Here is a 12,892-nt window from a genome sequence, read left to right as displayed (position 1 = left end):
ATTTACGTCCGCCTGCGCCCGTCCTTGGGCGCTGGGCAACGATATAGTGATATTGGTTCGAGGTGAAAGGAGCTTGAATATGAATCAGGTTAAAGTAGGCAATTACACTATTGGTGGTGGAGAAAAACTGACTTTGTTGGCTGGGCCTTGCGTATTGGAAGGGCTTGACCGCTGCTTGCTGATTGGCCGCACAATCAAGGAAATCTGCCAGCGTTTGGATATCAACTATGTATTCAAGGCCTCCTTTGACAAGGCCAATCGTTCTTCCTACCATAGCTTCCGCGGCCCGGGCCTGAAAAAAGGTCTGGAAATGTTAAAGACCATCAAGGCGGAATTGGGCGTACCCGTGGTAACGGATATCCATGAAACAAATCAGGCAAAACCGGTGGCAGAAGTTGCCGATATTTTGCAGATTCCGGCGTTCCTCTGCCGTCAGACGGACCTTCTTCATGCCGCTGCGCAGACGGGCAAGGTGGTTAATGTGAAGAAGGGGCAGTTTTTAGCTCCGGAAGATATGCGCAATGTGGTGGACAAGCTCCATGAAAGTGGCTGTGACCAGATTATGCTCACGGAGCGCGGTGCGTCCTTTGGCTATCACAACCTCGTGGTGGATATGCGCTCCCTGCCCATCATGCGTTCCTTTGGTTACCCGGTGGTGATGGACGGCACGCATTCGGTGCAGCTGCCGGGCGGCAACGGGACGACGTCTGCCGGCAACCGCGAATATGTGGAATATCTGGTGCGGGCGGCTGTGGCTGTTGGTGTAGATGCACTCTTTTTGGAAGTCCATGACAACCCGGAAGAAGCCCTCTCCGATGGAGCAAACATGGTCTACTTGGATAAGCTGGAAGACCTGCTGAAAGATGCTTTAGCAATTCATGAAATCGTACGTCATAAGCAGAAATAAGCAATGCCGATAAAGCTTTTTGCAAATTGAGGGGATAAGATTGGTAGATAAGATAAAAGAAGCGGCCCTGGAAACGCTCGCGATAGAAGCGGATGCCGTGGAAAAACTCAAAGGCCGCATTGACGATGAATTTGTGGCCGCTGTGCAGTGCATACTCGACTGTAAGGCGCGCGTGGTCGTGACCGGCATGGGAAAATCCGGTCATATTGGGCGCAAGATGGCGGCAACCTTTGCCAGCACAGGGACACCGGCATTCTTTATGCATCCCGGTGAAGCCTTTCATGGCGATTTGGGCATGGTGACGGAAAATGACGTGGTCATTGCCATTTCCAACAGCGGTGAGTCCACGGAAGTGGTCAATATCCTGCCCATTATCCGCCGTATTGGGGCGACCATTATCGCCATGTGTGGCCGTCGTGATTCGCAGCTGGGCAAAGCGGCTGACCACTTCGTAGATATCGGCGTGGAACGGGAAGCCTGCCCGCTGGGACTGGCGCCGACGGCCAGCACCACGGCTACGCTGGCCATGGGCGATGCGATTGCGATTGCGTTGATGCGTGTACGCGATTTTACCAGTCAGGACTTTGCCCTGTTCCATCCGGGTGGCGCGTTGGGCAGAAAGCTTTTGCTCACCGTCAAAAACGTCATGCATACCGGAGATGAAAACCCTATTGTGCATAAGGATAAGACCGCCAAAGATGCGCTCTTTATCATGACGGATAAGGGACTTGGTGCGGCTTCGGTTGTCGACGACAGCGGCAAGCTGGTGGGCATAATCACCGATGGCATCATCCGCCGGGCCTTGGCCAAGGATTACAAGTTTCTGGATGAAGCGGTAGGCAATATCATGTTTGAGACGCCGCTGACCATCAAGCAGGAAGCGATGGCCTCCGCTGCCCTTTCCGTGATGGAAAAGCACAAGCCGCGTCCGGTCACGGTGCTGCCAGTTATTGATGAAAATAAAATTCCTGTGGGTATTATTCATTTGACTGACCTTTTGCGTCAAGGAGTGGTATAATGGAGATTCACAGCAATGCCTTAAAGGCAGCAAAAAAGATTAAATTGGTTATTTTTGATGTAGATGGCGTTTTGACCGATGGTGGTATCTATATCGGCGCGCAGGGCGAGCTCTATAAGCCCTTTTACTGCAGGGACGGGCTTGGTATCAGCCTGGCACATAAATACGGCTTGCAGACCGCCATCATTACCGGCCGCAAGTCGGAGCAGGTGGCTTTCCGGGCCAAAGAACTGGGCATAAGTCACGTCTTTCAAGGCAATCCTGATAAGCGCAATGCTTATGATGAATTGAAGGAACTGACAGGTCTGAAAGACGCGCAGATTGCCTATATCGGCGATGACCTCATTGACCTGCCCATCATGTTGCAGGTCGGCCTGCCAATGGCTGTGGCGGACGCAGAAGAGCCTGTCCGTGCGCAGTCACTGGTCGTTTCCTGTAAAAACGGTGGTCACGGTGCAGTACGGGAACTTTTGGAGTTTATTTTCAAAGTACAGGGCAAGTGGGAGGATATTATGGCAGACTTCCTTTTGCCGGACAGCTCCAGCGGGAATAAAAACTGGAAGCAATAACGATTTGGGGGAAGACAATTAATGCAGTATAAATTTGTGATGTTTATGAGCTGGGTGGTGTGTCACACCCCCTATAAACTCGTAATGGCTGCCGGCTGGATTTTGGGACAGCTCTATTATCTCCTGATCAAAAAACAACGGGAACTGGCTGTGAGACAGATGATGCCGGCTTTGGGACTGAATGAAGCCGAGGCACGTAAAATGGTGCGGGCTTCTTTCGTCAATCTGGCCCGCAATGTGCTGGAAATCCTCTATATGCCGCACATCACAACGGAGAATTTTCAGGAGTACATTGAAATTGACCACTTGGAGCGCATGACGGAGGCGTTGGCAGAAGGCCATGGCGTAGTGGTGCTCACCGGACATATCGGTACATGGGAGTGGTTGTCTGCGGCTTTTACCATGAACGGTTTGCCGGTTACCGCCATTGCCAAACCGCAGCCGAATATGCAGTATACCAATGCCCTGAACGATTTGCGCAAGACCATTAATGTGGAGATTTTTTCACGCGGAACCAGTGAGCTTTTGGCGGCAGCCAAGGCATTGAAAAAAGGCAAGATCCTGGGCTTCTTGGCAGATCAGGACGGTGGCCCCGGTGGGGCGTTCATTCCTTTCCTGGGCAAGATGGCGGCAACGCCGTTAGGGCCGGCAGTTTTTTCCTGTAAGTTCAATGCTCCGGTACTGCCCGCCTTTATTCTGCGTCAGAAGAATGGCAAGCATAAGGTCGTTATTGGCGAGGTTATGCGTTTTAAGGACACCGGGGATACGGATAAGGACTTATTTGATTTTACGGTAAAGATGACGAAGATCATTGAGGATATTATCCGTGAAAATCCTACCCAGTGGCTTTGGTTCCAAAAAAGATGGAATACGCCGCTGGAGCAACAGAAGTTGGGCAAACACCATACGGTTAAATCACAGGAGGAAGCCAAATGAGCAAGATGCACAAGGGGCTTATCGCTGTTGCTGTTGCGGCGTTTGCAGCTTTGGTGGTGTGGGCAGTGGCAACGGTTCCGGAGCCTCCTGCAAAGCCGGAGGCCCCTGTTGAAGAGAACAAAGTAATGCGCTATGACGGCAATGAAATCAGTGAGGAAAAGAATGGCCGGAAAATCTGGGACTTGACCGCTGAGCATATTGACGTTAATATTGAAACCCGTGATGCAGTGCTGGAAAATCTGCAAGGCCATTTTTATGCCGAAGACGGCAGAGTGGTGGAAGTAAAAGCAAGTAAAGGAACTTATACGGAAGGAACGAAAGATATTGTCCTTTCGGGAAACGTAGAGATAAAAAACAGCGATGGTGCCCAGCTGAATAGTGATGAACTGCGATGGGATGCGCAAAAGGAAATTTTGGCAGCAATTGGCAATGCCAAAGCAGTCAAAGAGGATATGCTGGCCACTGGTGACCGCATTGAGAGCAGTGATGGTTTCAACAAGATAAAAATCAGCGGCAAGGCGTATTTGCGCAGGGGAGGAGAAACGAAATGACGAGTCGAATGAAAAAAATGGTTATGGCAATGACCCTTGCGCTGGCGATGCCCTTAGGGCATATCTCTGCAGCCGGGGAGCCGGCAGAACTCAATGCGGATACCGTGGAATACGATATGAGCACAGGGCTGGCTGTGGCCACTGGTGATGTATTGTTGAAACAGGGAACCACTAAGGTTACGGGCGCGAAAGCAATGTACAATTCGAAGACGCAGGAAGGCTCCGTCGAGGGCAATGTCATTGCCGTGCGGGATACCATGCGTCTTACCTGCAGCCGGATTGTTACCGATGGTCAGGGGCAGATTCGGGCCGCTGGCAGTGTTCGGGGAACTGATGGTGATAAATCTTTTGCCGGGGAGCAGGTAGATTATTATCCTAACCAGAATAAATACATCAAGATTCCTACTGGTGGTACACTCAGCAATGCAGACGGAACCTTTTCTGCTGACTATATGGAAGGCTGGCTGGATGATGAACATTATGTTGGCAGGGGCAATGTCCATATTGAAAGCCCTGCCCGGCAGATGGAAGCCGGTGGTGACCATGCCGATTATGTCGGCAAGGAACAAGGCCGGGTAGTGCTGACAGGCAATGCCTGGGCGGTTAAGGAAAACAATACGATGAAGAGCAATAAGCTGACCCTTTATCTTGACCCCGAAGGACGGGCTAACGTCAAGTAAGGCAGTGGAATACGGAGGGCAGGACCTTGCATATTGAGGCGAAAAATCTGGTAAAAAAATTCAAGGAGCACACAGCAGTGGACAGGGTGTCTTTGCGGGTGGAAAAAGGCGAAATCGTTGGCCTTTTAGGCCCTAATGGCGCCGGTAAGACCACATCATTTTATATGATTGTCGGCCTTGAACAGCCTTCTTCTGGCGAGGTGTTCTTGTCCGATGTGAACATCACCAAAATGCCCATGTACAAACGGGCAGAGTTGGGGATAAGCTATCTGACACAGGAATCCTCTATCTTCCGCAAGCTCACGGTGGAAGAAAATATCATGGCTATTTTGGAGACGACAGCGCTGTCCCGGGCCGAACAGCGGTCACGCTTTGAGGAACTGCTCGCAGAATTCCATATCACCCATGTACGCAACCGCAAGGGCACAGAACTGTCTGGTGGTGAACGGCGCCGGGTGGAAATAGCCCGCTGCCTGGCTTTGGAACCGCAGTTTATCCTGCTTGATGAACCGTTTGCTGGTGTAGATCCACTGGCGGTAGCGGATATTCAGGAAATTATCCAGTATCTGCGTCAGCGGGGCATGGGGATTCTTATCACTGACCATAATGTGCGTGAAACACTGCAGATTGTGGATCGCGCGTACATTTTGAGCGAAGGCAAAATTCTGCTGGAAGGAAGCAGTCAGACCATTGCAGAAAGTCCGATAGCGAAAAAGTTTTATCTGGGTGAAAATTTCACCTTGTAAGGAGAACGAAAAATGCGATTGCGAATTTTAGACAAGTATATATTCAAAGAGGTTACCATGACCTTTGTCTTCAGCATTTGCGCGTTCTCTGCGGTGTTTATCGGTTCGGGAACGCTGTTCAAGATTGCTAAATACATAACGGATTATGGAGCCTCACTGCAGGCAGTAGTCAAAATCTTTATCTTTGGCTTGCCGGGGGTGGTCATTTGGACTTTCCCCATGTCGATGCTGCTGGCAACACTTTTGACCTTTGGCCGCTTGTCCAGCAATAGTGAAATCACGGCGATGAAGTCCTGCGGGATCAGCTTTTCCCGTATAGCCATGCCGGCTATTGTCATGGGCATCATGGTGAGCTTGGCTGCCATGGCGTTTAATGAATATGTGGTGCCGTGGGCCAATACCGCTTATCGTAACGTCCTGTATTATGAAATTGAAGGCAATACAGGAATGAAGTCGCAGGACCATATCATTCTCAAGGAAATAAATGGTGACAAAATTCAGCGCCTGGCCTATGCCCGCCGTTATGAGGCGGATATTCAGCAGCTGCAGGGGATTACCTTGCAGGAATTCGGCACTGATGGCAAGGTAAAGACCGTAGAGAATGCGGATTATGCTGAGTGGAACGGCAATATTTGGACAATGCACAGCGGTGTCATTTATGACATCAGCGAAGAGGAAGGCAAAAGCGAACATATGGTTCGGTTTAAGACACAGGTGCTGCCGATAAGTGCAAATCCGACGCAGATTGTCCGGGAACAAAAAGAACTTGAAGAAATGACGATGAAGGAATTGCGGGAACAGATCAACGTCCTGAAAACCCAGTATGTGGATACCAATAAGCTGGAAGCTGAGCTTTATCAGCGTGTGACGGTTCCCATGGCCAGCTTGGTCTTTGCGCTGGTGGGCGTTCCTTTGGGCTTGCAGCCTACCCGTAACAGCTCTTCGGCAGGCTTCGCTATAAGCGTTATCATCATTTTTGTTTATTATGCATTGATGACTATGGGCAATGCTTTGGCACGCAGCGGCGTTGTGGCGCCCATGCTGGCTGTATGGCTGCCCAATCTTATCGGGCTGGCAGCCGGTGCGTATTTGGTGCGGCGGGCATCACGCTGATTCGTAGGAAAGGTGGAAAGAATAGATGTCAGGAATTCTCTTGATTGCTGTGCTGGTCATTACAGGCGGTGCGATTGCATTTATTGGGGACAGACTAGGCACGAAAATCGGCAAGAAACGCTTGTCGATTTTTGGGCTGCGTCCCCGGCATACGTCAATCGTCATTACAATCTTTACCGGTATAGTAATCACCACCTTGACTTTTGGTGTGATGGCGGCGGCTTCGGAAAATGTGCGGACAGCACTGTTTGGTCTGGAAGAGCTCAACCGTACTATGCAGGAGACAAAAGACAACCTTTTGCATACGCAGGCGGATTTAGCGGCTGCTAAATCCGAACAGGAAAGCACAGATGCAGCGTTGCAGCAATCCAAGGCCGATGTAGTCAGATTAAATGAACAACAAAAAACACTGACTGAGGAAGCTGCTCGCTTGCAGGCGGGAATTGCGGAACTCGAAGGAGCCAAGGCAGAGCTTATGGCCAAAAATGAAGAGCTGTCCGGCAGCAACCAAAAACTTTTGGCAGACAACGAGCATTTGACTGCAGATAATGAAAATCTGACGGCTGACAACAAAAAGCTGGAAGAACGCACGCAACAGCTGCGGGCAGGTCTCATTACCGTCCGCGAAGGCGATATTGCCTTTCGGGCAGGGGAGATTATTGCCAGTGGTGTAATCCGTGGCGGACGCAGCAATGAAGAGGTGGCAGCGGATATGGAAACACTGGCAGCGTTGGCGAATCGCAATGTTTCGGCACGTTTTGGCAGTGACCGCTCCGATGAGGATATCTGGATTTACCGTCCGGAATATGAAGCGGCGGTGGATATGATTGCGAAAAGCAAACAGGACATGGTTGTGCGCATTGTGGCAGTCAGCAATCTGGTGCGCGGCGAGGAAGTCCGCACCACGTTGGAGCTTTATCCCAACAGCATAATCTATCAGGATAAGGAATTCATCATTGCTCGCCCTTACGATTTGGGCCTGGCGGATGACAGCGAAGCTGAACAGACGGTGATGAATTTTCTCAAGGACGTCAATTTTGCCGCGACCTCGAAGGGAATTTTGCCTGACCCCCTTCGAGGAACCGTAGGCGTGATGGAAGGTGCCCAGTTCTATGATGTGGTGGCAAAGCTCAAGGGACAGCGCGGGCCTGTGATTCTGTTGGCCTATGCTAACGGTGATACCGATGCTTCCGGCCCGTTGCGCCTCAAAATTGAAGTGGAGAAAAATAGCCAATGACAATAGCAGCATTAGACCCCGGCAGGGATAAATGCGGTTTTGCCGTATTGAATGACGACGGCAAAATTCTCTGCCAGCGGGTTATTGTTACGGAAAACTTAATGACGGAAGTAAATGCGGCTAAAGCTGACTACGGCTTTAGCCGTCTCCTTATCGGCAATGGTACCACAAGTAAAGAAGCGCAGGGGAAACTGGCGCAGATTGCCGCATTGGAGGTCATTGTCCGTGACGAATACCGCACCACGGAACTGGCGAAAAAGGAATACTGGAAGGCCAATCCGCCGCAGGGCTGGCGGCGACTTATCCCCGTGACCATGCAGGTGCCGCCGGTGCCCGTGGATGATTTTGTGGCGGTAATCCTCGCCCGCAGATATTTACAGGAAATCAAGAAGACAAAAGGAGAGCAAGAAAATGGAGCAGAATAAGATTCAAAAGCGCCCCGAATGGACGGAGTATTTTCTCGATATTGCCCGCGCTGTAGGGCGCCGGGCAACCTGCCTGCGCCGCCGCTATGGAGCGATTATCGTCAAGGACCATATCATCATCAGTACCGGCTATAACGGTGCCCCGCGCGGCGAAGCCAACTGCATTGACACGGGCATCTGTGAGCGTGAGCGGCTCCATGTGCCCAAAGGGCAGAATTATGAACTCTGCGTGGCTGTGCATGCCGAGCAGAACGCCATCATCAACGCCGACCCTGCGGACATGGAGGGCGCGACAATCTATATTGTAGGCATCAATGCCGATGGCACACTGGCCTCCGGCAAGCCCTGCCTGCTCTGCCGCAGAATGCTGCGCAATGCCAAACTGGCACAGGTCGTTTATTACGAAACAGACGGCAGCATTGTCACCTGCCGTCCGGATGAAATACACGACTGAGCAAATAAACTCGTTCTTTCAGCTTATTTTCATTGACACTCTGTATGCACTGCGCTAAAATAGGCTTGTTATGAATTTTCGATTTTGAGAAAAAGAGGTGCTACTTGTATGCCAGAATATGTGTTGGCGTTTGTCATTGCCGCAGGCGTGGCCTTGGCACTTACGCCCGGTGTGATTTTCCTGGCGGCCAAGACGGGGGCAATGGATGCTCCTGATGCGAGAAAAGTACATAAAAAACCCATTCCCCGTATTGGCGGTTTGGGCATTTATGCGGCCTTTATGGTGGCGATTTTAGGGATTATGCAGTTCATCGAGGTGGAACCGGAAGTACTCTTTGAAGTCACCGGTTTGCTCGTGGGCGGCTCACTGATTGTGCTGGTAGGTGTCATTGACGACTATAAGAACCTGCCGGCCAAGGTGAAACTGGTGGGGCAGATTATTGCAGCGGCCGTGCTCGTCATTGCTTTTGACGTGCGCATTGACTTCATCACGGACCCCTTCGGCGACTTCTTCTATACGGAGTGGCTGGCAATTCCTCTGACCATCTTTTGGATTGTTGGTCTGACCAATACGGTGAACCTGATTGACGGCCTTGACGGGCTGGCAGCCGGCGTATCGACCATTGCGGCCATTACCATCTTTTTGGTGGCATTGCAGCAGAATATCCTGCTGGTGGCCGTGCTCACTGCAGCACTGGCCGGGGCAGCCTTTGGCTTCCTTTATTACAACTTTAATCCGGCGCGGATTTTCATGGGGGATTCCGGCAGTATGTTCTTAGGTTATATGCTGGCTGGCATCTCTGTTATCGGTGCGGTAAAATGCGCCGCAACCATTGCGCTCATTGTGCCGATTTTGGCACTGGGGCTGCCGATTCTGGATACGACCTTTGCTATCGTGCGCCGTTATCGTGGCGGGGTGCCCATCTTTAAGCCGGATAAGGGCCATCTGCACCATCGTCTGATGGATTTGGGCTTCAGCCAGCGTCAGGCTGTGCTGCTGATGTATGTCATCAGCGCCTTGCTGGGGCTCAGTGCGGTAGCATTAACGGAAGTCAGCTATCAATTTGCTATTGCCATCGTGTGCCTGGTGGTGGTGCTGGTGCTTTATGGCGCTAAAAAAATCGGTATTTTCCGCATGAATGATTCGGCACATCAGCATTAATAATTTGTGAACCCAAAAGGCAGGTGCAACTCCTGCCTTTAATCATAGAGAGGGGACTAGGAATGGAAAATAAGAAAATCAAGGTTATGACGGTCTTTGGCACCCGTCCGGAGGCGATTAAAATGGCGCCTATCGTGCTGGAACTGGCCAAACACCCGGACAAGATTACGCCGGTGGTGGCAGTGACGGCGCAGCACAGAGAGATGCTCGACCAGGTGCTGGGGCTCTTTAACATCACGCCCGACTATGACCTTGATATTATGGCACAGGGACAGACCCTCTTTGATATCACCTCCAAGGCCATGATGGGCCTGGACAAGGTGCTGGAACAGGAAACGCCGGATATCGTATTGGTGCATGGCGATACCACGACCACCTTTGCTGGCGCGCTGGCAGCCTACTATCATCAGACAACGGTTGGCCATGTCGAAGCTGGTTTGAGAACCCACGACAAGTACAGCCCATTCCCGGAAGAAATGAACCGCAAGCTCACCGGCTGCATTGCTGACCTCAACTTTGCTCCGACGGAAACCTCTGAAGGCAATCTGCTGGCGGAAAATGTAAAGCCGGAAAGCATTTTTGTAACCGGCAATACGGTTATTGATGCCCTGCACCATACTGTCCGCGACGATTTCCAGTTTGAAGACGAACTGCTGCAGAATATTGATTTTGAAAACAAGCGTATCATCCTTGTCACCACCCATCGCCGGGAAAACTTAGGCGAGCCTATGCGCCATGTCTATAAGGCCCTGCGTCAGCTCACCGAAGAATTTGACGATGTAGAAGTGGTCTTCCCCGTACACAAGAACCCGAAAGTGCGCGAAGTCGTGCGCGAAGAATTAGGCGGCCTTTCCCGGGTTCATCTGATTGACCCGCTGGATTACGAGCCGTTTGCCAACCTGATGCATAAGGCCCACTTAATCCTCACGGATTCCGGTGGAGTGCAGGAAGAAGCTCCGGCTCTGGGCAAACCCGTCCTCGTTCTGCGCGATACCACGGAACGTCCGGAAGCCGTAGCCGCTGGTACAGTAAAACTTATCGGTACCGACCGCGATGTGGTCTACAACGAAGCCAAGACCCTGCTGACGGACGAAGCAGCATATCACCGCATGGCAGAATCTGTCAACCCCTATGGCGATGGCAAGGCGTCTGAGCGAATCATTCAGGCTATCCTGTACCACTATGGTATGGCCGACAGCCGTCCGGATGTGTTCATAGGCAAATAAGATGCCGGAAAAAGAACCAAGCGGGCTGAAACAGGCACTAAAGGCATTCTCCATTCTCGGTGGGGTGGGAATATACCTCGTGGTCTTTGTGGGCATTTGCGGCTATATTGGCAGCCTTGTAGGCGATTACCTGCAGCTGGGGAAAGCCGGCATAATCGGTGGTATTATTTTCGGCTTTCCAGCGGCGTTTTATACACTTTACCGACAATTGAAAAATAACGAGCTTATTTGATTGTGAGTACCTCCGTGAACGGGGGTACTTTTTGTTTGCGCACAAAAAAACTCTGCTGACCGCAGAGTTGAAACTTTCATATGGAGCGGGCAATGGGAGTCGAACCCACCTCTAAAGCTTGGGAAGCTTTCATTCTACCGATGAACTATGCCCGCAAGAACTCCTTTAGTATAGCATTATTGTTATTTATTTGCAAGGGGGAATTTACACAAGCTATGGCGAAATTATCATGTTTATAGAGGAAGTGTTGTATTTTCCAAAGGAGGTAAGATTATGGGACTTATAAAAGCAGGTATGGGCGCTGTTGGCGGTGTGCTGGGTGATCAGTGGAAGGAATATATTTACTGTGACAGCCTGCCCCCAAATGTGCTGATGGCGAAAGGGCACCGCAAGACCGGCAGCGGCAGCTCCAACAAAGGGGATGACAACATCATTTCCCAGGGGTCACGGGTAGCGGTCAACAACGGCCAGTGCCTGATCATTGTGGAAAATGGTGAGGTCGTGGATATCTGTGCCGAACCAGGCGAGTATACCTATGATAGGGGAACAGAACCTTCGCTGTTTACCGGCGATTTATCCAATACCATTCCAAAAGTGTTTGCGGAAATTGGCCGCCGCTTCTCCTTTGGTGGTGACACGGGCCGTGACCAGCGGGTGTACTACATCAACACCAAGGAAATCTACGGCAACAAGTTTGGCACGCCGTCACCGATTGCCTTCAAAGTACGGGACGATACGCTGAACTATGAGCAGACCATTCAGATTCGCTGCTTTGGCGAGTACAGTTACCGCATTACGAATCCGATTCTGTTCTATACAAATATTGCCAGCAATGTCAGCGATACGTTCAGCCGCGAGGAAATCGACAGTCAGCTGAAATCCGAACTCATGATGGCACTCAAACCGGCTATGGCCAAAATCTCGGCTATGCGCGTGGGCTATGATGAGCTGGAGGCGCATTCTGCCGATATTGCCGATGCCCTCAATGAAAGCCTGAGTCAGAAATGGGGCAATCTGCGCGGTATTGAGGTCGTATCTGTGGCGGTGGCCAGCGTCAGCCTTACCGATGAAAGTCAGGCTGTGCTCGAAAAATTGCAGAAGATGCAGGAAGCTGCCGTGCTGGGCCGTGACCCGTCCCTTATGGCAGGCTTTTACGGTGCGGCGCAGGCCGACGCCCTGCGTGATGCGGCAAAGAATGAGGGCGGAGCTGCTATCGGCTTTATGGGCATGAATATGGCTGGTCAGGCAAATGGCGTCAACGTCGGCGATTTGATGGCCCAGGGGCAGGCCCGGAGGGCTGCTCAGGCGCAGCAGGCTGCAGCGCGACAGGTCCCTCCTGCGGGCGGCTGGACTTGTGCCTGCGGCCATAGCGGCAATACGGGCAAGTTCTGTTCGGATTGCGGTAAACCCAAGCCGGATGATGGCTGGACCTGCGAATGCGGCGCCAAGAATACGGGCAAATTCTGCTCGGAATGTGGCAAGCCCCGCCCGGCAGGCGACTGGGTTTGTAAATGCGGTGCGAAAAACAGCGGCAAGTTCTGCGCAGAATGCGGGAGCCCGCGTCCGTAATTTGGATAGTAATGGTTAGATGAGGAGGCTTTTAACAGTCAAGCATAACTTATAAAAAGTTGATAAAA

Annotated in this window: 15 protein-coding genes and 1 tRNA gene; 15 read left to right on the top strand and 1 reads right to left on the bottom strand. The window is 51.4% G+C overall.

The features are described 5' to 3' along the window. The first annotated feature begins 79 nt into the window (after window positions 1–79). The 14 genes from kdsA to G598_RS0109960 all read left to right on the top strand — a co-directional run bounded on the left by kdsA (window position 80) and on the right by G598_RS0109960 (window position 11,255). Entirely contained in the window at window positions 80–907 is an 828-nt protein-coding gene (gene kdsA / locus G598_RS0110025) for a 3-deoxy-8-phosphooctulonate synthase (protein WP_026766857.1), read from the top strand. A gap of 40 nt (window positions 908–947) precedes the next feature. Next, window positions 948–1,925, top strand: a complete 978-nt coding sequence (locus G598_RS0110020) for a KpsF/GutQ family sugar-phosphate isomerase (protein WP_026766856.1) — start codon at window positions 948–950, stop codon at window positions 1,923–1,925. Next, window positions 1,925–2,494 (top strand): KdsC family phosphatase, encoded by a 570-nt coding sequence (locus G598_RS0110015; RefSeq protein ID WP_026766855.1) that lies wholly within the window; start codon window positions 1,925–1,927, stop codon window positions 2,492–2,494. Before G598_RS0110020 ends, G598_RS0110015 begins: the two co-directional genes overlap by 1 nt. Before the next feature lie 21 nt (window positions 2,495–2,515). Beyond that, window positions 2,516–3,430, top strand: coding sequence for a lysophospholipid acyltransferase family protein (locus G598_RS0110010; RefSeq protein ID WP_026766854.1), 915 nt, complete (start codon window positions 2,516–2,518; stop codon window positions 3,428–3,430). Further along, window positions 3,427–3,981, top strand: coding sequence for an LPS export ABC transporter periplasmic protein LptC (gene lptC / locus G598_RS0110005; protein ID WP_026766853.1), 555 nt, complete (start codon window positions 3,427–3,429; stop codon window positions 3,979–3,981). The genes G598_RS0110010 and lptC overlap by 4 nt, the downstream gene beginning before the upstream one ends. Continuing rightward, entirely contained in the window at window positions 3,978–4,661 is a 684-nt protein-coding gene (locus tag G598_RS0110000) for an LptA/OstA family protein (RefSeq protein WP_026766852.1), read from the top strand. Before lptC ends, G598_RS0110000 begins: the two co-directional genes overlap by 4 nt. Window positions 4,662–4,687: 26 nt before the next feature. Further along, the gene (gene lptB, locus G598_RS0109995; protein ID WP_026766851.1) at window positions 4,688–5,407 is read left to right on the top strand and encodes an LPS export ABC transporter ATP-binding protein; all 720 of its coding nucleotides are present in this window, start codon (window positions 4,688–4,690) and stop codon (window positions 5,405–5,407) included. 12 nt (window positions 5,408–5,419) lie between these two features. Next, on the top strand, window positions 5,420–6,520 hold the full coding sequence (locus G598_RS0109990) for an LptF/LptG family permease (protein ID WP_026766850.1): 1,101 nt from the start codon (window positions 5,420–5,422) through the stop codon (window positions 6,518–6,520). A gap of 25 nt (window positions 6,521–6,545) precedes the next feature. Then, window positions 6,546–7,757 carry a DUF3084 domain-containing protein gene (locus G598_RS0109985; RefSeq protein ID WP_026766849.1) on the top strand — a complete coding sequence of 404 codons (1,212 nt, stop codon included), beginning with the start codon at window positions 6,546–6,548 and terminating at the stop codon, window positions 7,755–7,757. Continuing rightward, window positions 7,754–8,182, top strand: a complete 429-nt coding sequence (locus G598_RS0109980; RefSeq protein ID WP_026766848.1) for a RuvC family protein — start codon at window positions 7,754–7,756, stop codon at window positions 8,180–8,182. The genes G598_RS0109985 and G598_RS0109980 overlap by 4 nt, the downstream gene beginning before the upstream one ends. Beyond that, the gene (locus G598_RS0109975) at window positions 8,169–8,636 is read left to right on the top strand and encodes a deoxycytidylate deaminase (RefSeq protein WP_037363886.1); all 468 of its coding nucleotides are present in this window, start codon (window positions 8,169–8,171) and stop codon (window positions 8,634–8,636) included. Before G598_RS0109980 ends, G598_RS0109975 begins: the two co-directional genes overlap by 14 nt. A 108-nt stretch (window positions 8,637–8,744) precedes the next feature. Then, window positions 8,745–9,797: an MraY family glycosyltransferase gene (locus G598_RS0109970; RefSeq protein ID WP_026766846.1), complete on the top strand. Its 1,053-nt coding sequence runs from the start codon at window positions 8,745–8,747 to the stop codon at window positions 9,795–9,797. A gap of 62 nt (window positions 9,798–9,859) precedes the next feature. Beyond that, window positions 9,860–11,023, top strand: coding sequence for a non-hydrolyzing UDP-N-acetylglucosamine 2-epimerase (gene wecB, locus G598_RS0109965; RefSeq protein WP_026766845.1), 1,164 nt, complete (start codon window positions 9,860–9,862; stop codon window positions 11,021–11,023). Window position 11,024: 1 nt separating this feature from the next. Then, complete coding sequence (locus G598_RS0109960) at window positions 11,025–11,255, top strand: AtpZ/AtpI family protein (RefSeq protein ID WP_026766844.1); 231 nt, start codon at window positions 11,025–11,027, stop codon at window positions 11,253–11,255. 81 nt (window positions 11,256–11,336) lie between these two features. Here the strand turns inward: G598_RS0109960 and G598_RS0109955 are convergent. Then, window positions 11,337–11,410: transfer RNA gene (locus tag G598_RS0109955), tRNA-Gly, on the bottom strand. A gap of 118 nt (window positions 11,411–11,528) precedes the next feature. On the opposite strand from G598_RS0109955, the gene G598_RS0109950 reads away from it, so the two are divergent. After that, window positions 11,529–12,824 carry an SPFH domain-containing protein gene (locus tag G598_RS0109950; RefSeq protein WP_026766843.1) on the top strand — a complete coding sequence of 432 codons (1,296 nt, stop codon included), beginning with the start codon at window positions 11,529–11,531 and terminating at the stop codon, window positions 12,822–12,824. The last annotated feature ends 68 nt before the right edge of the window (window positions 12,825–12,892 follow it).

Source organism: Selenomonas ruminantium subsp. ruminantium ATCC 12561 (genome assembly GCF_000424065.1).
In the GTDB taxonomy this organism is placed as follows: Bacteria; Bacillota; Negativicutes; order Selenomonadales; family Selenomonadaceae; genus Selenomonas_A; species Selenomonas_A ruminantium.
The sequence above is the reverse complement of the archived record's forward strand: the minus strand, read 5'-3'. Positions and strand labels throughout refer to the sequence as shown.

Excerpts from the sequence above, each read along its gene's own strand:
- G598_RS0109970 (WP_026766846.1), top strand. The coding sequence starts at position 8,745 with ATGCCAGAATATGTGTTGGCGTTTGTCATTGCCGCAGGCGTGGCCTTG.
- G598_RS0109990 (WP_026766850.1), top strand. The coding sequence starts at position 5,420 with ATGCGATTGCGAATTTTAGACAAGTATATATTCAAAGAGGTTACCATG.
- G598_RS0109980 (WP_026766848.1), top strand. The coding sequence starts at position 7,754 with ATGACAATAGCAGCATTAGACCCCGGCAGGGATAAATGCGGTTTTGCC.
- G598_RS0110000 (WP_026766852.1), top strand. The coding sequence starts at position 3,978 with ATGACGAGTCGAATGAAAAAAATGGTTATGGCAATGACCCTTGCGCTG.
- G598_RS0110010 (WP_026766854.1), top strand. The coding sequence starts at position 2,516 with ATGCAGTATAAATTTGTGATGTTTATGAGCTGGGTGGTGTGTCACACC.
- G598_RS0109975 (WP_037363886.1), top strand. The coding sequence starts at position 8,169 with ATGGAGCAGAATAAGATTCAAAAGCGCCCCGAATGGACGGAGTATTTT.
- G598_RS0109960 (WP_026766844.1), top strand. The coding sequence starts at position 11,025 with ATGCCGGAAAAAGAACCAAGCGGGCTGAAACAGGCACTAAAGGCATTC.
- wecB (WP_026766845.1), top strand. The coding sequence starts at position 9,860 with ATGGAAAATAAGAAAATCAAGGTTATGACGGTCTTTGGCACCCGTCCG.
- G598_RS0109985 (WP_026766849.1), top strand. The coding sequence starts at position 6,546 with ATGTCAGGAATTCTCTTGATTGCTGTGCTGGTCATTACAGGCGGTGCG.
- kdsA (WP_026766857.1), top strand. The coding sequence starts at position 80 with ATGAATCAGGTTAAAGTAGGCAATTACACTATTGGTGGTGGAGAAAAA.
- G598_RS0110015 (WP_026766855.1), top strand. The coding sequence starts at position 1,925 with ATGGAGATTCACAGCAATGCCTTAAAGGCAGCAAAAAAGATTAAATTG.
- lptC (WP_026766853.1), top strand. The coding sequence starts at position 3,427 with ATGAGCAAGATGCACAAGGGGCTTATCGCTGTTGCTGTTGCGGCGTTT.
- G598_RS0109950 (WP_026766843.1), top strand. The coding sequence starts at position 11,529 with ATGGGACTTATAAAAGCAGGTATGGGCGCTGTTGGCGGTGTGCTGGGT.